General features: G+C 45.5%; 17 protein-coding genes. 8 read left to right on the forward strand and 9 right to left on the reverse strand.

All coding sequences use genetic code 11. The annotated features are described in order from the left end of the window. Positions 1 to 62: 62 nt before the first annotated feature. On the forward strand, positions 63 to 1,253 hold the full coding sequence (locus AB6E78_RS14355; protein WP_137002317.1) for a GGDEF domain-containing protein: 1,191 nt from the start codon (positions 63 to 65) through the stop codon (positions 1,251 to 1,253). Here AB6E78_RS14355 and AB6E78_RS14360 read toward each other — a convergent pair. Together AB6E78_RS14360 and AB6E78_RS14365 are read right to left on the reverse strand one after the other, a co-directional pair. Beyond that, positions 1,240 to 2,121 carry a multidrug transporter gene (locus AB6E78_RS14360; RefSeq protein ID WP_372099890.1) on the reverse strand — a complete coding sequence of 294 codons (882 nt, stop codon included), beginning with the start codon at positions 2,119 to 2,121 and terminating at the stop codon, positions 1,240 to 1,242. The genes AB6E78_RS14355 and AB6E78_RS14360 overlap by 14 nt on opposite strands. A 143-nt stretch (positions 2,122 to 2,264) precedes the next feature. Beyond that, positions 2,265 to 3,596 (reverse strand): MFS transporter, encoded by a 1,332-nt coding sequence (locus AB6E78_RS14365; protein WP_017067925.1) that lies wholly within the window; start codon positions 3,594 to 3,596, stop codon positions 2,265 to 2,267. A 317-nt stretch (positions 3,597 to 3,913) separates the two neighbouring features. Here AB6E78_RS14365 and kduD point away from each other — a divergent pair, with 317 nt between their 5' ends. Further along, complete coding sequence (gene kduD, locus AB6E78_RS14370) at positions 3,914 to 4,675, forward strand: 2-dehydro-3-deoxy-D-gluconate 5-dehydrogenase KduD (RefSeq protein ID WP_017067926.1); 762 nt, start codon at positions 3,914 to 3,916, stop codon at positions 4,673 to 4,675. 53 nt (positions 4,676 to 4,728) lie between these two features. Beyond that, a complete protein-coding gene (locus AB6E78_RS14375; protein ID WP_017059986.1) occupies positions 4,729 to 5,367 on the forward strand; it encodes an RpiB/LacA/LacB family sugar-phosphate isomerase in 639 nt (212 codons plus the stop codon). A 122-nt stretch (positions 5,368 to 5,489) separates the two neighbouring features. Here AB6E78_RS14375 and AB6E78_RS14380 read toward each other — a convergent pair whose 3' ends face one another. Both AB6E78_RS14380 and AB6E78_RS14385 read right to left on the reverse strand, forming a co-directional pair. Beyond that, positions 5,490 to 8,111 (reverse strand): response regulator, encoded by a 2,622-nt coding sequence (locus AB6E78_RS14380; protein WP_372133849.1) that lies wholly within the window; start codon positions 8,109 to 8,111, stop codon positions 5,490 to 5,492. Continuing rightward, positions 8,104 to 9,333: an acyl-homoserine-lactone synthase gene (locus AB6E78_RS14385; protein ID WP_017064276.1), complete on the reverse strand. Its 1,230-nt coding sequence runs from the start codon at positions 9,331 to 9,333 to the stop codon at positions 8,104 to 8,106. The genes AB6E78_RS14380 and AB6E78_RS14385 overlap by 8 nt, the downstream gene beginning before the upstream one ends. Before the next feature lie 668 nt (positions 9,334 to 10,001). Here AB6E78_RS14385 and AB6E78_RS14390 point away from each other — a divergent pair. Further along, positions 10,002 to 10,394, forward strand: a complete 393-nt coding sequence (locus tag AB6E78_RS14390) for a cystatin domain-containing protein (RefSeq protein WP_017064277.1) — start codon at positions 10,002 to 10,004, stop codon at positions 10,392 to 10,394. Positions 10,395 to 10,497: 103 nt separating this feature from the next. On the opposite strand, the gene AB6E78_RS14395 is transcribed toward AB6E78_RS14390, so the two are convergent. Further along, on the reverse strand, positions 10,498 to 11,076 hold the full coding sequence (locus tag AB6E78_RS14395; RefSeq protein WP_017067975.1) for a hypothetical protein: 579 nt from the start codon (positions 11,074 to 11,076) through the stop codon (positions 10,498 to 10,500). A gap of 196 nt (positions 11,077 to 11,272) precedes the next feature. Beyond that, complete coding sequence (locus AB6E78_RS14400; protein ID WP_372133850.1) at positions 11,273 to 12,871, reverse strand: isocitrate lyase; 1,599 nt, start codon at positions 12,869 to 12,871, stop codon at positions 11,273 to 11,275. Between the two features lie 141 nt (positions 12,872 to 13,012). On the opposite strand from AB6E78_RS14400, the gene AB6E78_RS14405 reads away from it, so the two are divergent. Next, entirely contained in the window at positions 13,013 to 13,966 is a 954-nt protein-coding gene (locus tag AB6E78_RS14405) for a LysR family transcriptional regulator (protein ID WP_017077357.1), read from the forward strand. A 174-nt stretch (positions 13,967 to 14,140) separates the two neighbouring features. After that, on the forward strand, positions 14,141 to 16,324 hold the full coding sequence (locus AB6E78_RS14410) for a malate synthase G (RefSeq protein ID WP_372133851.1): 2,184 nt from the start codon (positions 14,141 to 14,143) through the stop codon (positions 16,322 to 16,324). 210 nt (positions 16,325 to 16,534) lie between these two features. Here the strand turns inward: AB6E78_RS14410 and AB6E78_RS14415 are convergent, their stop codons facing one another. Continuing rightward, positions 16,535 to 17,962 (reverse strand): NAD-dependent succinate-semialdehyde dehydrogenase, encoded by a 1,428-nt coding sequence (locus AB6E78_RS14415; protein WP_102332701.1) that lies wholly within the window; start codon positions 17,960 to 17,962, stop codon positions 16,535 to 16,537. A 93-nt stretch (positions 17,963 to 18,055) separates the two neighbouring features. Beyond that, positions 18,056 to 18,844, reverse strand: coding sequence for an IclR family transcriptional regulator (locus AB6E78_RS14420; protein ID WP_017064281.1), 789 nt, complete (start codon positions 18,842 to 18,844; stop codon positions 18,056 to 18,058). A gap of 154 nt (positions 18,845 to 18,998) precedes the next feature. On the opposite strand from AB6E78_RS14420, the gene pta reads away from it, so the two are divergent. Continuing rightward, complete coding sequence (pta, locus tag AB6E78_RS14425; RefSeq protein WP_372133852.1) at positions 18,999 to 20,072, forward strand: phosphate acetyltransferase; 1,074 nt, start codon at positions 18,999 to 19,001, stop codon at positions 20,070 to 20,072. Positions 20,073 to 20,141: 69 nt separating this feature from the next. Beyond that, complete coding sequence (locus AB6E78_RS14430) at positions 20,142 to 20,909, forward strand: TSUP family transporter (RefSeq protein ID WP_372133853.1); 768 nt, start codon at positions 20,142 to 20,144, stop codon at positions 20,907 to 20,909. A gap of 51 nt (positions 20,910 to 20,960) precedes the next feature. Here AB6E78_RS14430 and AB6E78_RS14435 read toward each other — a convergent pair whose 3' ends face one another. Then, on the reverse strand, positions 20,961 to 22,682 hold the full coding sequence (locus tag AB6E78_RS14435) for a cobaltochelatase CobT-related protein (RefSeq protein ID WP_372133854.1): 1,722 nt from the start codon (positions 22,680 to 22,682) through the stop codon (positions 20,961 to 20,963).

The following is a 22,682-nucleotide window of genomic DNA, read 5'->3' on the forward strand; positions in this document are numbered from 1 at the left end:
CTTTGGTTTGTATGATTATTAACCATGTTGTGATTTGGTTTGCGTATGGAAGATAGAAAATCATGGATGGTTTTTCGCTGGATATGAGAACACTTAATTTTATTATTATTTTGTTCTCTTTCATTTACTGTATTGGCTTGTTGTTATTTCAATTCACTCAACAGTCCATTAAAGGGCTTTCAATCTTTTCCATTTCAATATTTGTTATCGGAACTGGGCCGTTGATGTTGAGCCTAAGAGGGGAGTTCCCTGATTGGGTCACCGTTATTGGTGCCAATATGGTCATTGCGCTTGGTTTTCATCTCGCCTTGTATAGCTTATGTCTGTTTCGAGAATACTCTCTCAAATGCACCTACCTCAGTAGTCTAATGATGTTGGCTCTTTTGCCATGTTTTATTTACTTCACGTTCTATGAGCCTTCCATAAAGGCTCGAATTATCCTCATTAGTTTATATCTGGCTTTTGTGACTCTTTGCACTGCCTTTGCGGTATTAAAGGGCCGGCGTGATGACTTGACTCTAGGTATTCGGATGATGGCCTTGTCATTTACGATATATGGCGGGTTTATGGTTTTTCGAGTTGTGGTGACACTATTTTCCGCTGAGCTCCAGGATTTCATGGCGGCCACTCTCATTCATCAACTTGCCTTTTTAGTGAGCATCGTTCTTATTGTGTCGATGAGCTTTACAATGCTTTGGCTGATTAACGCAAGGTTGCTTAGTTCTATTCACGAGCTGTCCTACAGCGATCCTCTAACGGTACTGGGAAACCGCAGAGCATTAGATGAGATGGTTCCAGTTATCATGAAGCAGGCGGAAACCGCACCTGTTAGTGCCATTATGATGGATATTGATAATTTTAAGTCGATCAATGACCAACACGGACACATTGTAGGTGACCTCGTGATCAAGTCTTTTGCTGAAATGGTTCAAAGTGCGATAAAAACATCGCCTAAAGCCAGTGCGTTTCGTTTTGGCGGAGACGAGATAATGATTTTATTGCCTAATGTCGATTTCCAACAAGCTCAGGTTATTGCCTGCAAGTTACGATTGTCTATTTCAGAGGTATCAGCAGTACAAGAACATGAGATGTTTCTGACATCGAGTTTTGGTGTTGCTCAGCTTCACCCGCATGAGAGTTGGAATGGGTTTATTAGCCGAGCCGACAAAGCGTTATATCAAGCGAAAACAAACGGTCGCAATATGACTTCAATTTGTCCTAGTCATATTAACGAGCTCGTCACTGCCACATAACCAATACTGCTGCGATAGAAAGCAAGATGAGCGCAAGAATGTCTTTGCGCGCGATGCTTTGCCCTAACCAGAAATAGGATATCAACACCATGAAGATCACTTCGACTTGCCCGAGTGTCTTTACGTACGGCACGGCTTGAAGCGACATCGCGCTAAACCAACCCAGAGAACCGATAACACTCGCTAAGCTTGTCATGATGACTAGTTTCGACTTCTTGAATATCAGGCGCAGCGTGTCGCGTTCTCTGAAAAAGAGATACGTACAGATAATCACTGTCTGAAGGGAAATGACGAGGAACAGCACCCAAGCAGCGCTATGAGGGAAGGGCAACCCTATGCTCAAACTTGCTTCCCGTACCCAAAGAGACGTTAAAGCAAAGGCGGTGCTACACGCCATACCTAATAAGAACACTTTCGGGGACAAGCTTCGCCAGCCAGAAGCGCTACTCATGATTAGCACGCCTAAAGTACCAATAAGTACGCCGACCCAACCTGTTAGTGTCAAAGCAGTACCAAAAAACAATACGGATAGCACAGCAGATACGGGGGCTTCACACTTGGCTAAGCCTGCGCCTATCGCATAGTTTTCGAGCTTGAACAGCATCACCATTAAGCCGGTCGCGAGGATCTGCATGATGGCGGCAGCAACAATATAGAAAACAAACTCACCCGAAAAATCCGGTGCGGATACGGGCTGCCATTGATAGAGGGCGCAGAGGTAAATAAGGGCGATAGGGCTAGCCCAAATAAATCGCGCTAACGTTACGCCAGCCACGCTCATGGTGCCACTTAATTTACTTTGAAAGGCATTGCGCCAAGATTGGCTAAAGGCGGCAAGGAGAGTAAAGGCTATCCAACTAAAAGACATGACGCGTCCATGTGTTATGTAATTTGGTGGTGATACTAACAAAAAATCACTTGATAAGAAGTGTCATTATCTGTTTATAGCCACAGGCTCACCTTGATTCTCTATTCGGCAGTAGAGATATCTTCAACAGTTCGATGCTTTCTTCAGAAGATCGGCTGTTTCTTGTTTTTGAAATAGAACAGCGCGCTGATCGAAATGAACAGTAAGGTGAAGTAATAGAAAAACGAAGACAGTGAGGCCAAGAAGGCAAGGTTCTGTTCTATTTCTTGTTCGGTGAAGCCCTGAGACACCAACTTATAGTAGTAAGCGTACAAGATCCCGATCAGCCCGTATCCGAGGTTAAACATTAAACCTTTGAAACTAAGAACGGTGGCTCGGTTGTGCGATTCGGTCTTTTTATTCAGGTGGTAGCTGATGAAAATGTTCATCGTCATGATGATAAAGATTAACACCAACGCCGGAATGACCCCGTAAATCGACCAACCTAAACTGATCCAGTAATAAGTCGCCATGCTTGCTAAACCCATGACCACAATGAAGGTTTTAGGCTCAATACTCTCTGCTAATCTTCGGCTTTGTCCTGCCAATATAATCTTAAGCAAACTTATACCCGCACCAATAAAACCAAAGTAGATAATTGGAATATCAATCGCCAGATAGTATTGGCTGTTCATGGTTAGGAACATGCGTGAGGTGTGTTCGAATAGGCTGTAGTAGAGCAAGATGAACAGCACGTAAGGTGTAGCGAATACCCATTTACCCGCATCGATCGTCAATTTAAGACTTGAGATGGTGGTTGCCAATTTGGTTTGGTCGCTTGGCATCACCTTTTTCTCTTCGCGCATATTAATCGCGGCATAGATGGCGATCATCGCTACAAATAGGGTGGCGAACACAGGAATACGCATCAGGTCTTTAGTGCTTTCTGGTTCGGCTAGTCCAAGGAAATGAAAGATGTTCGTCATAAAGTTCACGTCGTACATCGCCGCACCAATCAGCGTGACAAAGATACCGACCGTTGAGGCGACACGAAGCTGGATTTGCAGCACTCGCGGCCACAACTCTTCATTACCTTGTTCTTTTAAGGTGTCGTAAGCCAATGCCTCGTCGGCGCCGCTGGCCAGTGCCATCGCTAAGCCACTGAGAATCCGGTTAATCAGAAAGACTATGAACACCAAGTCGGGGTTTCCGGTTGGCACTAAGGCGATCATTGCGATCTCAACAAACATCACAATCGAAGACAGCACCACCAGTTTCTTGCGGCCTAAGGTATCGGCGAATGCACCCGACGGTACTTCAGCAAGCACAATGGTGGCCGCCCAAACTACATTGAGCATCGCGAATTGAGACAGGGTTAACCCGTAATCTAAATAAAGTAGTGTGAATATAGGGTAGTAAAAACGCGCAAAGTAGCTGCTTCTAAACATCAAGAAGTAGCGGACATTGGGAATTTTAAGGATCTCTTTGAGCGTCATGATAATTTCAGTAATTTAGATAACACATTATTATGTATAACCCTTTTACTCTTTTAAATCATGGAATTGTTGCCAAATCCCTAAAATATCTGGTTTGGGTGATCTTCGAACTCATTGTTCATAGTGGGTTATAGGTTTCTCGTCTTCAAATCACTTTCCCCTATTCATTTAGTTTGTGGTGCCGTTTCACTTGTTCGACTGATTTTGGTGCAAGATCGAACTTCTACAACGTCGCTCTCGTATTTACATCTTATTGTATGATTTAATTATTGGTAATAACGATACGCAATGAATCCAATGTAATTGAGGAAGCGAGCATGATCTTAGAGTCATTCAGTCTGGAAGGTAAAGTAGCGATAGTGACAGGCTGTAACACGGGGCTTGGGCAAGGTATTGCATTAGGCCTAGCGGAAGCCGGTTGTAAGGTTGTCGGTGTTAACCGAACAGAGCCTGAAGAGACTATTGAGAAAATGAGTGCAGCAGGTCATTCGTTCCTAAACGTGAGTGCTGATCTTCTCGAGCAAGCGTGCATTCCAGGGGTTATAGAGCGCACTTTGGCTGAGTTTGGCCAAGTCGACATTCTCGTGAACAATGCAGGAATTATTCGCCGCCAAGATGCTATTGAGTTCTCAGAGCAAGATTGGGATGACGTAATGAACGTGAACACCAAGACGGTGTTCTTTATGTCTCAGGCTGTTGCAAAGCAATTTAAGGCTCAAGGTACTGGCGGAAAGATCATTAACATTGCATCGATGCTCTCATTCCAAGGTGGCATTCGAGTTCCTTCCTATACGGCTTCAAAAAGTGCTGTGATGGGCGTGACACGTGCGATGGCGAACGAATGGGCGCGCGATAATATCAACGTGAATGCGATAGCCCCCGGTTATATGGAAACGAACAATACTCAAGCTCTGCGTGAAGATGCTGAGCGTAATCAAGCGATTCTTGAGCGTATTCCGGCTGAACGTTGGGGTAAACCGCAAGATATCGCAGGTCCTTGTGTGTTCTTAGCATCATCAGCATCGGATTACATTAATGGCTATACCATTGCTGTTGACGGTGGTTGGTTAGCACGCTAGTTGGTTTTTTATTCTAAATTTTGAGTTTGCAGCAATCTTGCAGGAGAAGATAAATGAAAATCGCTTTAATGATGGAAAACAGTCAGGCAGGTAAAAATGCCATGGTTGCAGCTGAGCTAGAGTCAGTGGCGGGTGGCATTGGTCACGATGTTTTCAACTTAGGTATGACCGACGAGAATGATCACCACTTAACGTATATCCACTTAGGTATCATGGCCAGTATTCTGATCAACTCAAAGGCTGTGGACTTTGTTGTGACGGGATGTGGAACAGGGCAAGGTGCTTTGATGTCACTGAACCTGCACCCGGGTGTGGTTTGTGGTTACTGCCTAGAGCCATCAGATGCTTTCTTGTTTAACCAAATCAACAACGGCAATGCTCTCGCTCTCGCTTTTGCTAAAGGCTTTGGCTGGGCAGGTGAACTCAACATTCGTTATATCTTTGAAAAAGCGTTCACAGGCGAGCGTGGTAATGGGTATCCACTAGAGCGTGCAGAACCACAGCAACGTAATGCAGCAATTTTGAATGAAGTGAAAGCGGCGGTGGTAAAAGATAACTTTATTGATTCTCTGAGAGCCATCGACCAAGATCTAGTGAAAACAGCGGTTGGCAGCGAACGTTTCCAACAATGCTTCTTTGAGCATTGCCAAAACCAAGAAATCGCTGATTATGTTCGTTCACTTTTAGATTAATTAGAGCGTTTAGTTCTGATAGAGCCAGCCTTGTTCGGCTGGCTTTTTGATGAATAATTAAAGGAAAGTTGTGAGGCAGACAGTAATCAACTGGAAAAATGGCGATTCGTGTTTTCCTGAATTTACTCTTCATCTTCGGTTTCTTTGGGAGCATTCGACGCCCAGTCTTTTTCAAGCCAGTTATCGAGCACGTGTTGCAGCACGTGTTGCAGCACGTTCAAGGAGGTTGGTTTCTCTAGGCGACCATCCATCAACTTGCTGATCATATCTAACTCGTGCTGTCCTGATTCGCCAGACAAAGCAATGATTGGCGTTTGAGGAGAGCGTGCCTTGATGATTTGGCTTGCGTCAAAACCATTCATTATCGGCATTTGTACGTCCATTAAGATCAAATCGACCTTGTGTGTTTTGAACAGCTCGACGGCATTCTCGCCGTTTTTAGCTTGTAAGCTATTTACGCCAAGTCGACTCAGGTACATCTGAACAAGCGTGCGTTGCACTTCTTTATCATCGACGATAAGCACGGTTGGAGCCAAATGGTTCTCTGGGGTTAGCGTACTTGTTGGCTCTGAACTTTGCGTTTCTGGCGGGTTATTTGGCTTAGCTTCAGCGTTGGTTTTGTTTTCAGTTGCAGTTTGATTACTTTTCCAATCATTGAAGTAAGGCGTACGAAGTGCGTCTGCTTTGGGTGCATTGGGTACTACCGGGAAGTACAGGTGGAACTCAGTAAACTCCCCAAGTTTAGAGTGGCACTCAACTCGGCCGCCAAATGAACGCATCACACGTTGGCAATAGCCAAGCCCTAGGCCGCTACCACCGCTTTTTTGGTAAGAGAAGAAGTCATCAAAGATCTTATGTGCAATGGCTTCGTCAATGCCAGGGCCGGTATCTCGGAATATCAGAACGTTCTCGTAAGGCCCTGTGTTGGTGCTGATCTCAATTTGGCTTTCTGGATAAGAATCAAAGTAATAGATTGCATTACGTATCAGGTTGAAAATAACGAAATTGAATAAGGTTTCATTGAGCTTTGCTACAAAATCAGCGTGTTGTGGTAAACGAATGCGTTCAATGATCTTTTCATTCTCAAAACCATAGTGGCTTACGGCTTGATCTACGGCTTTGTGGATAGAGGTCATGGCCACAGGGCCGTGTTCAGGCGTACTGTCACTGACTTCGCGCAGGATGATATCAATCAGTTGTCGCCCGCGTTGAATCGCCGCTTGGCCATTCTCAATATCCTTTAGGATTTGTTTAGCTGGGGCTTGGTTATCAATGTGCTGTTTTAACACCTCAAAATGCAGCTGCACTTGAGCCAGCGGGTTACGCATTTCGTGTGCGATAGAATTAGCAAGCGCGCGACTTTGGCGAATGCGTCTATCGGCTTCAATGGTGCTTTGTACACGAGTTAACAAGGTTTGCAGTGCAGAGATCTCTTCGTTAGAGAACATCTTATCGTTGCTCTTATGTGATGAGACCAATAAGTGCGTGACCGATTTCCCCTGACCAAATAAAGGCATCACCAAAGCGGTGTCGTTTGAGCTCATCTTGTCATATAGGGCTTTTATCGAGCGCTTGGCTGGTGCGGTGTAATCAAGCTCCTGAGACAGCTCATCGAACACTAAAACGGACTTGTTGGTAGACAGGTAATCTTCGTAGAAGGTTTCGTTGTAGTTGCTGTTCACCAGACGCAACTTGTCTTCGGGAATCTGCAATAGGCTACCTAATCGACGCATTGCATCATCAATCGACAGCTTGAAATCGTCTTCTAGTGAGAGGATCTGTTGTACTGGCGTTTTCTTGTTTCCGTAGACAAAGAACGAGGCGTAGTGGCTTACGCGCTTGTAGAGAACATGCCACGTGATGCCGATAATCGCGCAGATTGGGATAGCAACAAGCCATTGACTGTCGTCTGTCAGCGGGATAAATATCGCGGCAAAAGGGATCACCAAAATAGCACAAACCAACATCGCATTTAGGCTCATGTACGCCAGGTATTTCACGCTGTAGAAGCGCGAGGTCAGCAGGGCATAGCCAACGAACAACATTTCACTTATCGACAAAGCTGGTGGCAGCCAAGTGAGCGAGAAATCACGCAAGAAGTAGGTCATGCCTAGGTGGATCGTCGCAGTAGACAGCATGAAGACTAAAATGCCGGCGATCATATAGTTGGTTTTGGCTAAAGTTAGCTTGCTGCTGTTGGCGCGCATGGCCACCAGGTTGAGTAGTGTTAGCACTACAAAGCTAATCATCCCAATAAAGAAGTACGGCGTATGCGGGCCAAACTCAATCACGAACTGGCTTGGGCCTGCAATGGTGACGTGTTCAACGGTTAACCCCGGACTTAAATTGATAAAGAAGGAGTAGACGGTCAGGGTGACGAAAATGGCTTGCTGCCACACATGAACCTTACCATTACGTTGTTCAGCGGCGAGTTTGCACGAGAAGTAATAGGCAAAGGCAAACGCAAAGAACGAGGCGAGGTTGGCAAACTTTGCGGCGAACACGGCGGCCGAGGCCCCAAGTTCCGGTAATAAGTCGGTATGGAAATAAGCGTTACTGCTGATCCACGCAACAATGCAGATCGAATACGCGATGTAAGGGGCATGGTGTGTCCCTGCGATCACTTCGTTCTTCTGTTTCAGGCGATAGCAGTAATAGAACAACCACATGACAACCACAGCCACGGTTGCAAGCAGTGTGATTGCTTTTGCATAGATGATCGCCTCTAGGCCGAAATCAAACATGTTCATCCTTTTTCACCGAGCTAGTTTTTCCTGCCGAGCGCGACTTTTCTAATGACTTTCTGCTTTCTCGCACTGCGCGTTTGTAGCTTCGAAAATCGACATTATTGAACGCTTTTACCATCATCTCAAAATTCCAGAATCCACGATAAATTGTCGTGCCATCGTCATTTAATTCGCAATATCCAGAATGGAAGTATGCATTGGAATCAATGGTTTGATAAAACTGAAGCATGAAAGGTTGCTCGATAATAGTGAAGCCAATCTTATAGCCTATTTGGTGTAACACACTCATCAGCTCTTTTTGAGAAAGGTAGAGGAAATAGAGCTTTTGTTGGGTATTGCCACTGACTGTCAGACGTAACACCTCACACAGGGCATCTTTGTCGGACAATTGTAACTGGAATTGTTGGTCAAATTCTGGGAGAGAGTAACATTTTGACAGTGTAGGCGGTGTGAAAAGTTGTAACCCTGCGAGTTCATCGTAGCCGTAATTGGGTAAACAGTATTGCCATTGCTCATTGCTGAACGGCGGTGCGTAACTTAGCCAAGTGTCATTCTTAGACCAGTCTTGAATCAGCGCAGAGGAAACCAGTGTTGGAAAGGCTTCATCGACTGGATGCTTGAGCAGAATAAAATGCTTACCTGCCTGAGAAAGGTGTAATAAAGGCAGCATCTCAAACCATTTCTCGCCCTTGATGAACACCTCGAGATTGCTTAAAGCAATGGCATCGCTGATTGGCATTCCTTGTGGGTGACTCGGTGTTTGTACCAAAAGTGGCTCATGTTCTATCTGTTCGATGATCGCACCGTAATAAGCACTGTCATTGATAGGGAGGTCGACATGAGAAATGGAGCTTGGATTTAATGGAGATTTTGCTTTGATCGCAGCAATTTCACACTCACACCAGAAATCTAGCCAATGCATATAGCACTGCCCTACAGCCTGCTCTAGAAGAGCAATCTCTGCAGATAGTGTATTTGGATAGCGCAGAATCAGATCGCGGTAGTCCATCACCTCAAACAATACAGAGTAGCTTTTGTTTTGATGCTCTGGGAAAAGCAATTCTAATTGGCTTCTACGATATTCAGTCACGCTTTGAAAAAGCTCAGTGCGCTCATGTGGCTGATAAGTGCTGATGACGAGCTCTATCAGCGCTCGCTGTTTTATTTCGATAGACAGACTGCTAGCCAACAGTGAGCCTAAAGACGACGTTAATTTCATGTTTAACCTAGCCTAGGTTTATATAATTATTTTTATTTGATCTGCACTATCTATAGGACACTGATTTTAGGTATGTGTTTGAAGTTACGTTACTTTGAGAGAGCCAATCGTAACTTTACTTGTGTCCATGGTGTGAGAAGTAAGTTGCATAATCGGGCGAGATTTTACTACTTGCACTCACCCTCAACAATAAAGATTTTCCATATTTGAATGAATTCAAAGATGAACAAAATACATTATTATCAACAACTTGTAGGGTTGGATCACAGTTTTAAAATCAGACATGATTAAGTCGAGCATAAACTTTTGGATTTATAAAATAATTTCAAATATCTATTTTTTGAACCAATATCATAATCCACATCAAGATGAGCTCATCTTATTAATCGTGATAGGAATGTTTTTGGTGTGAAGTATGTAATTATCTGATTAATTATGTCTGTATTATTACTCGCTTATTCTCTCGCTACTCATTTTAATGATTTAAATATCAGGTGGATAAAAGCAGAGCTCCAGTGCTCGTCTTGTTTTCCTGACAATCTCCTGTGTTTATAGAGTAGTTACACCATAATCTCTGATGAAGTGATGACATTCGAGGTTTAAGCTTGCCTGCATATGAAACATTATTGCGAGTAATCCCTCGTAAATGATTGAGGTAGAGAGAATTTATGAAGAACGTACGATTAACATCATTACTTGGAACAGCAACCTTGTTTAGTGTCGTGGCGTTAGCTGGGTGTAGTCAGAAATCAGAGGTACCAACTCAACCGCAAGAGAATGCGAACCCTATCTGCAGCACTAAAAACCTGACGGGTGGTTGGTCGAAAAGTGAGATAACACCAGAAGCCAAGCAAGCTTTAAACGCAGTTCTTAGCCAAATGAACACTTCAGCTGAGCTCAAGCAGATCCTGAGTGTTCGAACTCAGGTTGTCGCGGGTTTGAATTACGCTATTGAGTTTGAAATGGATAATGGTGAAGTGTGGAACACCATCGTTTACCGTTCTCTACAAGGTGACATCGAAATGACGCAACCTGCACAGAAAGGTCTTCTGTGCTCATAATCTAGATGTGCCAGTGTCTTGTGAGATAGGCTGATAGCAAATAAAAATGGCTCCGTATTGGGAGCCATTTTTGTTTTTAAGAAGACTGATTTGTTGAACGTTTTCAGTCGGCCAACTCGGGCTCAGCTAACTCCTGAACACAAGCACGGCTGATGTCTTCATCAATGTAGGCCATACCGAGTTTATTGAGGTAGTCCATGCGATCAGCAGTGCGAAGCTCGATGTCGGGGCCTGCAATGTTATTGGCTTGATAAATTTCAGTGAGGTGAGACATGAATTGCTCGCCCACACTCATCATCAATAGACTCATTGCTCCTACGTCCGGTCTTACTTTGGCACGTTGCTTTTCAGATAAGTTTACCGCTAATACGATAGGCTGTTCTTCACCTTCGAAGCGAACGCCTCGCTCACGAACGGTTTGTTGAGCCCAGTAATATGCCAGTTCTTTGCTCTGGGTGAGAAACACTGGCTCAACCGATTCGGTGTAGTTGTTGCCGATGGTCGCCATAGTTTTTGAAGCTGCTTCGTTGAGCGCTTTGTCTCCAGAACGTTTTAAACCTTGGCCTTGAATAGAAGCCAATAAAGCGGAAGATGTGCCGTGATACCAAGTATCACCCGTCGCGAAACCATTCTCTGATAACAGTGTTTTTGCATCTTGTAGGTGTGTAGGTATTGAAGTCATAGGCACTCTCAACAAATAGGAATCTGAACAATTATGTATACAGTTAGCTTAAACAGAAGTTGTTCGGTTAACCGTGGTGTGGAACACAAATCTGAGGCTTTGAGATAAAGCTGGCAGTACAAGCTTTATCTCAAAGCCTTCCCCCGGATCTTACCTAAGTAAGAGAGAAGGGCGGGGGAGGCTTTAGTTTTAGCGATTAATCAAATTGGTTAGACGTATTCGCTTCGCCCGCTGCTTTTAGTGCATTCTCACCAGCGAAGTACTCTTTGTGGTCATCACCGATGTCTGAACCAGACATGTTTTGGTGTTTAACACATGCGATACCTTGGCGGATCTCTTTACGTTGAACATTAGCAACGTAACCCAACATGCCTTGGTCGCCGAAGTACTCTTTCGCAAGGTTGTCGGTAGACAGCGCTGCAGTGTGGTAAGTAGGCAGAGTAATCAAGTGGTGGAAGATACCCGCTTCACGAGATGCGTCCGCTTGGAATGTACGAATCTTCTCGTCAGCACTTGCAGACAGTTCAGTTTCATCGTATTCCGCACTCATTAGGCTTGCACGGTCGTAAGCTGATACATCTTTACCTTCTGCTGCCAGTGCATCGTATGCTTGTTGACGGAAGTTTAGCGTCCAGTTGAATGATGGAGAGTTGTTGTATACCAGTTTAGCGTTAGGGTGAACTTCACGTACGCCATCCATCATCTCTTTGATTTGACCAATGTGTGGTTTCTCAGTCTCAATCCAAAGAAGGTCAGCACCCGCGTTGATTGCTTCAATACAGTCGAATACACAGCGGTCTTCACCTGTACCTTCGCGGAATTGGTATAAGCCTGAAGGCAAACGCTTAGGTCGAACTAGCTTGCCGTCACGGTTGAAGCAAACATCGCCTTCAGCCATATCAGCAACATCGATCTCTTCAACATCTAGGTATGAGTTGTAGATATCACCTTGGTCGCCAGGTTCTTTCACTACGGCGATTTCTTTTGTTAGACCAGCACCTTGTGAATCGGTACGAGCAACAATAACGCCATTGTCGATGCCTAGTTCAAGGAAAGCGTAACGAAGTGCGCGAAGTTTTGCGTGGAAGTCAGCATGAGGAACCGTTACTTTGCCGTCTTGGTGACCACATTGCTTCTCATCGGCTACTTGGTTTTCGATTTGTAGACAACATGCGCCTGCTTCAATCATCTGCTTAGCCATTAGGTAAGTTGCTTCTGCGTTACCGAAACCAGCATCGATATCGGCAATGATTGGCACTACGTGTGTTACGTGGTTGTCGATTTTGTCTTGGATTCGGTCTTGTAGATTCACATCGCCAGCTTCACGTGCCGCGTCTAGCTGACGGAACAAACCACCTAGTTCACGAGCATCTGCTTGGCGTAGGAAGGTGTATAGCTCTTCTACTAGGCCTGCAACCGAGGTTTTCTCATGCATTGATTGGTCTGGAAGTGGACCGAAGTCAGAGCGAAGTGCCGCGACCATCCAACCTGAAAGGTATAGGTAACGACGGTCTGTCTTGCCATCAAAGTGCTTTTTAATCGAAATCAGCTTTTGTTGGCCGATGAAACCATGCCAGCAACCCAGAGACTGAGTGTATTGAGAGCTATCTTCGTCGTAAGCCGCCATGTCTGCACGCATAATATCTGCCGTGTATTGCGCAATATCCAGACCTGTTTTGAATTTGTTTTGAGCTCGCATACGGGCTGCAGATTCAGGGTTAATTGCATCCCATGGAGCACCAGCAGCGCTTTTTGCAACTTCAATCTTTTCGATATCTTGTGTAATTTGCGACATAACTATTCCTTAGTTTCACGTGGACATGTTGGCCAATTTGGCGAGGTCATTTGATTTGGATTAAATCTAACCATGGACAAAGAATAATCATGTATGTGATAATTTTGTTAATTTATAGTTATTATGTTCGGTATTTTTCTTATGAATATTGCTCGTGTAGACCTTAATTTACTTGTGTATTTAGACATGTTGCTACGTGAAAGAAACGTAACGCGTGCAGCAAATCAACTGGGTATTACTCAGCCAGCCATGAGTAATGGCCTACGCCGATTGCGTGATCTGTTTGAAGATCCGCTATTGGTGAGAACCAGTGAAGGGATGATACCGACTGAACGAGCACATAAGTTGCAGCCACTGATTCGAAACATCTTGGTTAATGTAGAGAAGACACTGCAGCCGACCACGGAATTTAATGCAGAAGACAGTGAACGTGTGTTTCGTATCATGGCGAGTGACTATGCTGAGTCGACTATTATTCAACCTCTTCTGAAAAGGTTAAGCGAGATCGCGCCGAAAATACGACTGGATATCATGACGCCAAGTGACGTGAGTTATCAGGATGTAGAGCAAGGTACCGTTGATATAATTATCAATCGATTTGACGATATTCCACAGTCGTTCCACCAAATGAGCCTTTGGCACGACGGGTTTTCTTGCCTATTTAGTTGTGACAATCCAATAGCCGACAACTTCGATATTTTGTCTTATCTAAAGGCGCAACATATCTGGGTAAGTAAGACCGGAATGGGAACCGGAGTTGGGATCAACCCAAGCGAAGCGCAAAAGCTCGGTTGGATAGATGAAGCATTAATGCGCATTGGTAAAACGCGCAATATCACGGTGTTTACTCGACACTACTTATCGGCGATTCTCTTCGCACAACAAAAGAATCTGATCCTGACCATTCCAACCAAAGCGGCTCAACTGCAGCGCAATAACCCTAGATTATTGATCAAGCCTGCGCCATTTGCGATTGAACCCTTTGAGGTGAAGATGGCGTGGAGTCCATTATTACAAACCAATCCCGACCATCAGTGGATGCGTCGCTTGATTAAAAGTGTCGCTAATGAAATCGAGAGTGGAGTGACGGAATAACACAGTTTGTGGGGTATTTTTTTTGTGAATATCCAGTATAACTGGCATAAATTAGCTAAATTTATGTCCGTTGCGTAAGTTTAATCTAGTAACGTAAATTTGAGCTAGTAACGTAAATTTAAGCCAGTTACGTAGATTTAATGAGTAGTCATCAGTTAGCTTGAGAGAGATTTTATGAGCAGTCGTATTCAACAGGGAAGCTTGAACATTGATAGCACCCTCTACCAATTAATTAATGAGCAGGTAATTCCTGGAACAGGCATTGTCGCTGAAGACTTTTGGCAATCATTTGCAACTATCCTTAAAGACTTGGCTCCCAAGAACCGCGCACTGCTTATCAAGCGTGAAGATCTTCAACATCAAATTGACGTTTGGCACCAAGAGCGTGCGGGACAAACGCTAGATGCGGCCGAGTACAAACAGTTCTTACAGCAGATTGGCTACCTAGTTCCTGAGGGTGATGACTTTCAAGTAACGACTGCCAGCGTTGAGCCTGAAATTGCAACACAAGCGGGTCCGCAGCTTGTTGTACCTATTATGAATGCACGTTTTGCACTTAACGCGGCCAACGCACGTTGGGGCAGTTTATACGATGCGCTCTACGGAACAGATGTCATCAGTGAAAGTGATGGCGCGGAAAAGGGAGGAAGCTTTAACCCGGTACGCGGTGCTAAAGTGGTGAGCTACGCTCGAGGTTTCCTTGATGACGCTGCACCGTTAAACGGTGTCTCTCATAAAGACGTGACTAAATACAGCATCAGCAACGTCAGCATTGGTAATACACTGACAGCGACCTTAGACAACGGCGAAGAAGTCACTCTAATCGATCGCAACCAGTTCATTGGTTACCAGGGTGATGCAAGTGCACCTTCAAGCATTCTGCTTAAGCACAATAATCTACATATTGAAATTCAAATTGACCCAAGCGCACCAATTGGCAGCGTTGATGTGGCTGGTATTAAAGATGTGCTGGTGGAATCGGCACTGACTACGATTATGGATTGCGAAGACTCAGTAGCTGCGGTCGATGGTGAAGATAAAGCGTTGGCTTACCGTAACTGGTTAGGCTTGATGAAAGGTGACTTACAAGAGTCGCTAGAGAAAAACGGCAAAACCATCGTTCGTAACCTTAATCCAGACCGCCAATACACTAGCGTGACGGGCGGTGAGATCTCGCTGAAAGGTCGCAGCATGTTGTTCATACGCAATGTGGGCCACCTGATGACCAACCCTGCCATTATTGATGCAGACGGTAACGAAGTCCCTGAAGGAATTATGGATGGCATGGTCACTTCGCTAATCGCAATGCACGATTTAAAAGGGAACAGTGCTTACCAAAACTCGACCGCGAACAGTATCAATATTGTAAAACCTAAGATGCATGGTCCTGAAGAAGTCGCGTTCACCAATGAGCTGTTTGGCCGCATTGAAGATGCATTAGGGCTAGATCGATTCACGATCAAAGTCGGCATCATGGACGAAGAGCGTCGTACTTCAGTCAATCTTAAAGAGTGTATTCGAGCGGCTAAAGATCGCGTTGTGTTTATCAACACAGGTTTCTTAGACCGAACGGGTGATGAGATTCACACCAGTATGGAAGCGGGGCCTTTTGCTCCTAAAACACAGCTGAAAACCATGACTTGGATTGGCGCATACGAAGATCAAAACGTTGATCTTGGCTTAGCTTGTGGCCTGCAAGGTAAAGCCCAGATTGGTAAAGGTATGTGGCCAGAGCCGGATAATATGGCGAAGATGATGGACGCGAAAATCGGACATCCACAAGCGGGTGCCAATACCGCTTGGGTTCCTTCTCCAACCGCCGCGACTTTGCACGCGCTGCACTATCATAAGGTGAGTGTACCAAGTCGTCAGAAAGAGCTTCGTGAGCGAGTGAGAGCCAATGTTGATGATATTCTTACTATCCCGCTACTGGGCAACCAAAAGCTGACTGCGCAAGATATTCAAAGTGAGCTGGATAACAACACACAAGGTATTCTGGGGTACGTGGTTCGTTGGATTGATCAAGGCGTTGGTTGTTCGAAGGTACCTGATATTAACGATGTCGGCTTGATGGAAGACCGAGCGACGCTGCGTATTTCAAGCCAACATATTGCGAACTGGTTACGTCACGGCATTTGCGAGGAAGCTCAGGTAATGAAAACCATGAAGCGCATGGCCGCAGTGGTGGATGAGCAAAACGCTGGCGACCAGAGCTACCGTAACATGGCGCCTGACTTTGAAAACAGCATTGCATTTTCAGCGGCGTGTCAGTTGGTATTCGAAGGCTGTGCTCAGCCGAGCGGTTACACCGAGCCAGTACTGCACGCGATGCGTCTAAAACTGAAAGCACAGGAATAGCGAAGCAACCGAATAACAAAAATAGAGAATGTAAAATACTAAAAAAAGAAACCCCCCTTTAACCGAGCCCAAGGTGCCGCGCTTTTATAGCGCGGCTTTTTTTTGATTCATTTTTGTGAAGGGAAAGGTGGAAGTGGGTCAGGTTAGTGATCACTAAGACTTAATTATTTCCGAGCCCTAATCACTGCCAGAACTTAGTTACTACCAACCTTATTTTCCGCCAAAGCAAAGATACTTAATGTCCATGTACTCATCGATGCCTTCTTTCGCACCTTCACGGCCAATACCTGATTGTTTCACGCCACCGAAAGGCGCGACTTCGGTTGAGATCAGGCCATCATTAATACCCACCATACCGTACTCAAGTGCCTCTGCGATGTTCCATACTCGATGAATGTTCTGACTGTAGAAGTACGACGCTAATCCATAAATGGTATCGTTGGCCATCTCGATAAGCTCTTCGTCCGTGTCGAATTTCATCACAGGCGCGACTGGGCCAAATATCTCTTGTTGAACGATGTCCATGCTGTGTTTTACATCTTTAAGAACAACAGGCTGAATGAAAAGCCCATTAAGCTCCTGAGTTGGCGTGACAGGCGCAGCACCTTGTTCAATCGCTCGGTTTATCAAAGCTTGGATGTTGTTCTTCGCATTCAGGCTGACAACAGGTCCAATCGTGACACCCTCATCTAAACCGTTACCAATCTTAAGCTGCTGAACCGCTTGATCGAATTTAGCCACAAACTCATCGTACACTTTACTGTGAACGTAGAATCGGTTCGCACAGACACATGTTTGACCTGCATTACGGAACTTCGACGCCATTGCGCCTTGAACGGCCGCGTCGATGTCAGCATCGTCAAACACAATAAAAGGTGCATTGCCACCAAGCTCCATAGAGGTGCGTTTGATGCCTTTTGCAGCTTGAGCCATCAAAATGCTGCCCACACGGGTCGACCCAGTGAAAGAGATTTTTTTGATCAACGGATGCGAAGTGAATAGGTTGCCCACTTGTTCAGGGCTTTCACCAAGAACGACTTGAAGTAGATCCTTAGGGATACCCGCTTGATAAGCCAGTTCAACCACAGCAAACGCAGAAAGCGGTGTCTCATCCGAAGGTTTCACGACAAAGCTACAACCCGCTGCTAAGGCAGGAGCCGCTTTACGAGTGATCATTGCAATCGGGAAGTTCCATGGCGTAATCGCACATGCGACACCAATAGGCTGCTTGATGGTCACCAAGCGTTTGCCAGCGACTGTGCTAGGAATGGAATCACCATAAGTGCGCTTTGCTTCTTCTGCAAACCACTCAATGAAGCTCGCGCCATACACCACTTCGCCTGTCGCTTCGGCTAACGGCTTACCCTGTTCCATTGTCATGATTCGAGCAAGGTCATCTTTGTTTTCAAGGATCAGCTGGTGCCAGCGATGAAGCAGTGCAGCACGAGATTTAGCAGGAATTTTTGCCCACTCTTTCTGTGCTACATGAGCTCGTTCAATCGCGCTCGCTAACTCTGTTTTTGATGATACCGGTGCGTGCCCGATGAGTTCACCCGTTGCTGGATTGGTCACGGCAACCGCGTTATTCGCTTCTGTCACCATAAAAGAGAGTAAGCGCTGGTTATTAATTTCTAGCATGTGATTCCTTCTTGATGATTACTTAACACGTGTTGGTGCTGTTATTGAGTTGATGTCTATGCAGTGCTGATGATTCGCTTTAGCCTGCCAAGGTTATTCTTGCGCCCAGTTGTCTGCTTCTATCTTCGCTAATGCTTTTGCTGCTTTTTGAAGTGCGGGCAAGAATTTTATTGCTTCATCCGGTTTCACTCGAATCACAGGTGCTTGGATCGCTAGGCCTAGGTTTGATTGACCAGTTGGTGAGGGTATCAGCACAGCGATACAGACTAAGCCTGGTAAAAACTCTTCATCATCAATAGCAAAACCTTGGATTTTCGCTTCTTCAATGTCTTTCTCTAGAGTCGAATAGTCGGTAATCGTGTTTACTGTGTATTGAGTCAGCGGCACATTTTCAATTAATCGTCTGCGCTGCGACTTAGACATGTGTGCTAAAAACAGTTTGCCGGTAGCCGAGCAGTGCACGGGAACGCGAGAGCCGGGGTGCAGGTGAAAGCGAAGGGGGGCTTCAGTTTCGGCACGATCGAGATAGATGATTTCGCCACTTGAAAGAGCGGTCAGGTTACAACTCTCACCGACTTCTGCTCTCAGGTTCTCAAGGATAGTGCGTCGCGCGCTGTGCATGGTGCTATTCAAAAGTAGGTTTTCGGCAAGTTTTCTGAGTCGAATACCTGAGCTGTAGTGCTTTTCGTCGCCATCTCTTTGAATGATGCCCGCCGCTTCTAACTGTTGAAGCATTCGGTGCAGCGTGGGTTTTGGCAATCCGGTCTCTTCGACTAAACCTTGCAGAGAAATAAACTCGTCTTTTTGCGCTATCACCTCTAATAGTGCAAAAAGTCGGAGGGTCGGTGTATCCCCTTGAACTTGCGGTGTTTCTGTTTGCATACAGTGATTCATCCTTGCGATATGTCTATGCCTAAGAGTGTACATACCAAATCATTATTCTTCAATTATCTGAATAAAATTTGACCTTTTCTATTATTCTAATAATATAAATATAAATTATGGAACAATTAATCTCAATAAATGGAATTTTAAGATGAAGGCGATTGAACGGATTATTGATAAAGCTCATTTAGATCGTAAGCGCGTTGTTTTGAGTGAAGCGGAGGACCCGCGAGTGCTAGCTGCTGCAAGAATAGCAATCGATAAACAGCTCGCTCACATCACACTTGTGGGCGATGAATCGGCGATCATCGCTGCTGCAGAACTTCACCACATTAACCTCGCTGGCATTCATATTGTTTCTCCACAGGCGTCGTCACTCAAAGAAGTGCTCGCTGAGCGGCTGTATACATTAAGAAAAGCTAAAGGCATGACTTATGATGACGCCCTAGAGCTGGTTCAAGATCCACTTGTTTTTGCCAATTTGATGGTAAGGGAAGGACTGGTAGACGGCACAGTTAATGGCGCGGTTTATACCACGTCTGATGTGGTGCGAGCTGCGCTGCAGATTATCGGCCCCGCGCCAGACAGTGAATTGGTGTCCAGTTTCTTTCTGATGATGTTGTGTGAGCCTTTCCATAATCTTAAAGGCGGCATGATTTTCAGTGACTGTGGTTTGGTGATTAACCCCAATGAAACCGAGCTAGCATCGATTGCAGTGGCCGCATCAAACAGCGCTCAAACGCTACTGATGGAAGAACCTAAAGTCGCAATGCTGTCTTTTTCGACCAACGGCAGCGCCAAGCACGAATCAGTCGATAAGGTTCGTAACGCGGCTCAACTCGTGAAACAGCGTTGTCCCGGAATCGCCGTCGATCAGGATGTTCAACTCGATGCCGCGATTGTGACTGAGATTGCCGCGAAGAAGCTGCCAGATTCAGAGGTGAAAGGTCAATCGAACGTGTTGATATTCCCGAATTTAGAAGCCGGTAATATTGGTTATAAGCTTGCGGAAAGGTTAGGCGGGGCAGTTGCGATTGGTCCACTGTTACAAGGGTTGAATCAACCTGCGAATGACTTATCAAGAGGGTGTTGCGCACAAGACATCTTTAATGTGATCGCGGTGACCGCGGTACAAGCGCAGCAAGGAAAAACAGCAAATTCAAAGACTGACGTGGCGGCTGATTCTGAAAAAAGAGATGAATCGACATTTGATTTTAGATACTAAAATCTAGCTCCTGAAGCTGATACTCACATTCAAATCAACCCCCCAAAAACAACCTAACTAGGACTGCTGATGGAGTTACCTGTTTTACTCGCTATTCTTGCCACCATCGCGGTGGGTACCTATTTTCAAACTGTCACCGGATTTGGCCTCGGTATCATCGTGATTGGTTTAACGGTTAGCCTTAATCTGGTTTCCTTACCCGTTATAGCCGCTGTGGTCAGTATTGTGACCTTGTTCAATTGCTTGGTCGCATTGATGGGTAAGCCACTGCTTGGGGAACTCAAGATTCTGGTGGTGTTGGTCATCGGTATTATTCCCGGCGTTTCGATGGGGGTGTACTTGCTGGACGAGTTAAGCGATTCGGCAACGCATATTCTCCGAGGACTATTGGGTGCGATGGTGCTATTCGCAGGTTTGAGTTTTATGTTCAAACCTAAAACCAGAAAAGAGCGCTCGGCAACTGTATCGTTTTTGTTGTCTGGTTTTAGTTCTGGGCTCGCGGGAGGACTGTTTGGGATGGCGGGCCCACCGATTGTTTATCATCTCTATCGACAGCCTTTTACCCTAGATCTGGTACGAAGTACATTGCTGATGGTGTTCGCTTGTACGTCGATGTCCCGTACCGTTAATGTCTATGCCGCTGGTGATATGGAAGCGAGCATACTGTGGTTGTCTGCTATTGCTGTTCCCTTGGTGGCGCTTGTGACTATGTTTGCTCGGCGCTTCCCGCCGCCGTTGTCGAATGACCAACTCAGAAAGTTGGTATTTATAGTGTTGATGTTGATTGGTGGGTATTTGATGGCTGTTTCTGCATGGTCGTTGCTTGGCTTTTCGTAAAATCATTCTCGACAAAGGAGGCTAGTGATTCGCTAGCCTAAGCCTCTCTGATTAAACACGCTTTAGCATCTCAAAGATCCTCCTAGATAACCCAAACAAGCAGCTCTCCTGCACATCTAAAGTGATGTTACTGCGGTAGTACGGGCTCAAATCGACGCCCATTCCCACGCCATGAATCTCGATACTGTTTTTGAACGATTCGCGCTCAATCACTTGCTTGAGATGATTATCCAAATAGAACTGATCATTGGCTGCGCTGGTGGCGGTATCCATCGGGCAGCCGTCTGAGAACACAATCAAAACCTTTCGCTGTGCGCTATGTTGCTGCAAGCGCTGGCTAGCGAACTGAACCGCTTCACCATCAATCCCTTCTTTAAAGATGTCTGCTTTGCGAAGGCTCGCAATGCCAAGACGAGAGCGCCTCCAATGGGTATCAAAATCCTTAAACACTATGTGTCGAACTTCGTTTAAACGGCCTGGGTGTTTCGGTTGGCCTTGCTTGAGCCACTGTCGGTAAACCTTGCCACCGTTCCAGTTGTTGGTGGTGAAGCCGATAATCTCGAAAGGGATGTTGGCTAGCCCGACCGATTTGAGAATTGTATCCATCAGTAGACTCAGTTTGTGACTGTGTTTTTGCATTGAGCCTGAGCAGTCCATCAAAAATGTGATAGCACATTGATGAGATGCGCCAACCTCTGGCTGATAAAAGACAGAACGATCCAACGGTGAAGTGATGAGCTTGGTGATGGTGGTGGCGTTAACAATGCCTTCTTCTAAATGATCCTGACGTCGATTCCTTTGGGACGTCGCAACAAAGCTGGTGAGCATAGCGGCTAAACGGCGGGTGTTCACTTGTCTCGCCATAATGTCATCGGTGAGCTTTTGCCTCAGTTCGAGTAACAGGGCGCGCCTGACGAGTTTATCTGCAGCAACCACTTGGTCAAATTCTGAATTAAAGACCTGATAATTGGCGCCCGACAGTTCAAACACCTTACTACTACCCGTGATATCGGTATCGACGTCTTCGTCTTGAATGTCGCCATCAACGATAAGAGCAAGCTGCGCGAGGATCTTGATATCTTCTTCAACCGTAGGGGTTGGCGAGTTATTACTCTCTTGTTCTTGGTTGATGAGTTCTTGCGCTAAAGAGGCCAGTTCATTGGCGCAGTGAGCAAACTGTTGTTGGTCGGCTCGATGTGCCTTCAAGCGCTTCAGGCTGCTTCCGAATATAGGTACGATGCCCGCACGAGTTGATTCAACGGTTTCAGCAATCGGCTCAGAAACTGGAACACCGGTTAAGCGGGTGTGGATAACCTGCATCAATGTGAACAGCAGCATGCCAATTCGTGATTCAGTAAAGCCATTTTGATGGTACTGATCGCTCCAATACGCAAAGTTGAACTGAATGCTCTTAGTCACACCTTTTAGGTAAGACGGGACTTGTGATTCTATTCGTATTTGTTCGCAGAAATCATATAACAGACGTTCGACTTCGTTTTTTGGTCGTAATGAATAGTGAAGATCAGTATCTGACAACAATAGTCTCAGTGCCGATGAATCGATCTTGCCTTGCATTGAGAGCTTGCTGTTTGTTAAATCATGGCGAGAAACAAAGGTGAGATCGTTGGTGTGTGCAGACTGATAATAGCAGGGACTATTACCGTTATAGAGACGCTCTCCCCGATAATTCAGGTTCAATTCACCACTGATCGCTCTAGCGACAGACACACCAAGGTCGAGGATCTTTTTCTGCTGAGAAGAAACATTGGCCAT

It is taken from the genome of Vibrio sp. 10N.247.310.98 (genome assembly GCF_041467395.1).
GTDB classification, from domain to species: domain Bacteria; phylum Pseudomonadota; class Gammaproteobacteria; order Enterobacterales; family Vibrionaceae; genus Vibrio; species Vibrio crassostreae_C.

Coding starts and splice junctions, on each gene's coding strand:
- AB6E78_RS14355 (WP_137002317.1), top strand. CDS start 63: ATGGATGGTTTTTCGCTGGATATGAGAACACTTAATTTTATTATTATT.
- AB6E78_RS14435 (WP_372133854.1), bottom strand. CDS start 22,682: ATGGCCAATGTTTCTTCTCAGCAGAAAAAGATCCTCGACCTTGGTGTG.
- AB6E78_RS14385 (WP_017064276.1), bottom strand. CDS start 9,333: ATGAAATTAACGTCGTCTTTAGGCTCACTGTTGGCTAGCAGTCTGTCT.
- AB6E78_RS14415 (WP_102332701.1), bottom strand. CDS start 17,962: ATGCTAGAAATTAATAACCAGCGCTTACTCTCTTTTATGGTGACAGAA.
- AB6E78_RS14420 (WP_017064281.1), bottom strand. CDS start 18,844: ATGCAAACAGAAACACCGCAAGTTCAAGGGGATACACCGACCCTCCGA.
- AB6E78_RS14400 (WP_372133850.1), bottom strand. CDS start 12,871: ATGTCGCAAATTACACAAGATATCGAAAAGATTGAAGTTGCAAAAAGC.
- kduD (WP_017067926.1), top strand. CDS start 3,914: ATGATCTTAGAGTCATTCAGTCTGGAAGGTAAAGTAGCGATAGTGACA.
- AB6E78_RS14365 (WP_017067925.1), bottom strand. CDS start 3,596: ATGACGCTCAAAGAGATCCTTAAAATTCCCAATGTCCGCTACTTCTTG.
- AB6E78_RS14360 (WP_372099890.1), bottom strand. CDS start 2,121: ATGTCTTTTAGTTGGATAGCCTTTACTCTCCTTGCCGCCTTTAGCCAA.
- AB6E78_RS14410 (WP_372133851.1), top strand. CDS start 14,141: ATGAGCAGTCGTATTCAACAGGGAAGCTTGAACATTGATAGCACCCTC.
- AB6E78_RS14380 (WP_372133849.1), bottom strand. CDS start 8,111: ATGTTTGATTTCGGCCTAGAGGCGATCATCTATGCAAAAGCAATCACA.
- AB6E78_RS14375 (WP_017059986.1), top strand. CDS start 4,729: ATGAAAATCGCTTTAATGATGGAAAACAGTCAGGCAGGTAAAAATGCC.
- AB6E78_RS14430 (WP_372133853.1), top strand. CDS start 20,142: ATGGAGTTACCTGTTTTACTCGCTATTCTTGCCACCATCGCGGTGGGT.
- AB6E78_RS14395 (WP_017067975.1), bottom strand. CDS start 11,076: ATGACTTCAATACCTACACACCTACAAGATGCAAAAACACTGTTATCA.
- AB6E78_RS14405 (WP_017077357.1), top strand. CDS start 13,013: ATGAATATTGCTCGTGTAGACCTTAATTTACTTGTGTATTTAGACATG.
- pta (WP_372133852.1), top strand. CDS start 18,999: ATGAAGGCGATTGAACGGATTATTGATAAAGCTCATTTAGATCGTAAG.
- AB6E78_RS14390 (WP_017064277.1), top strand. CDS start 10,002: ATGAAGAACGTACGATTAACATCATTACTTGGAACAGCAACCTTGTTT.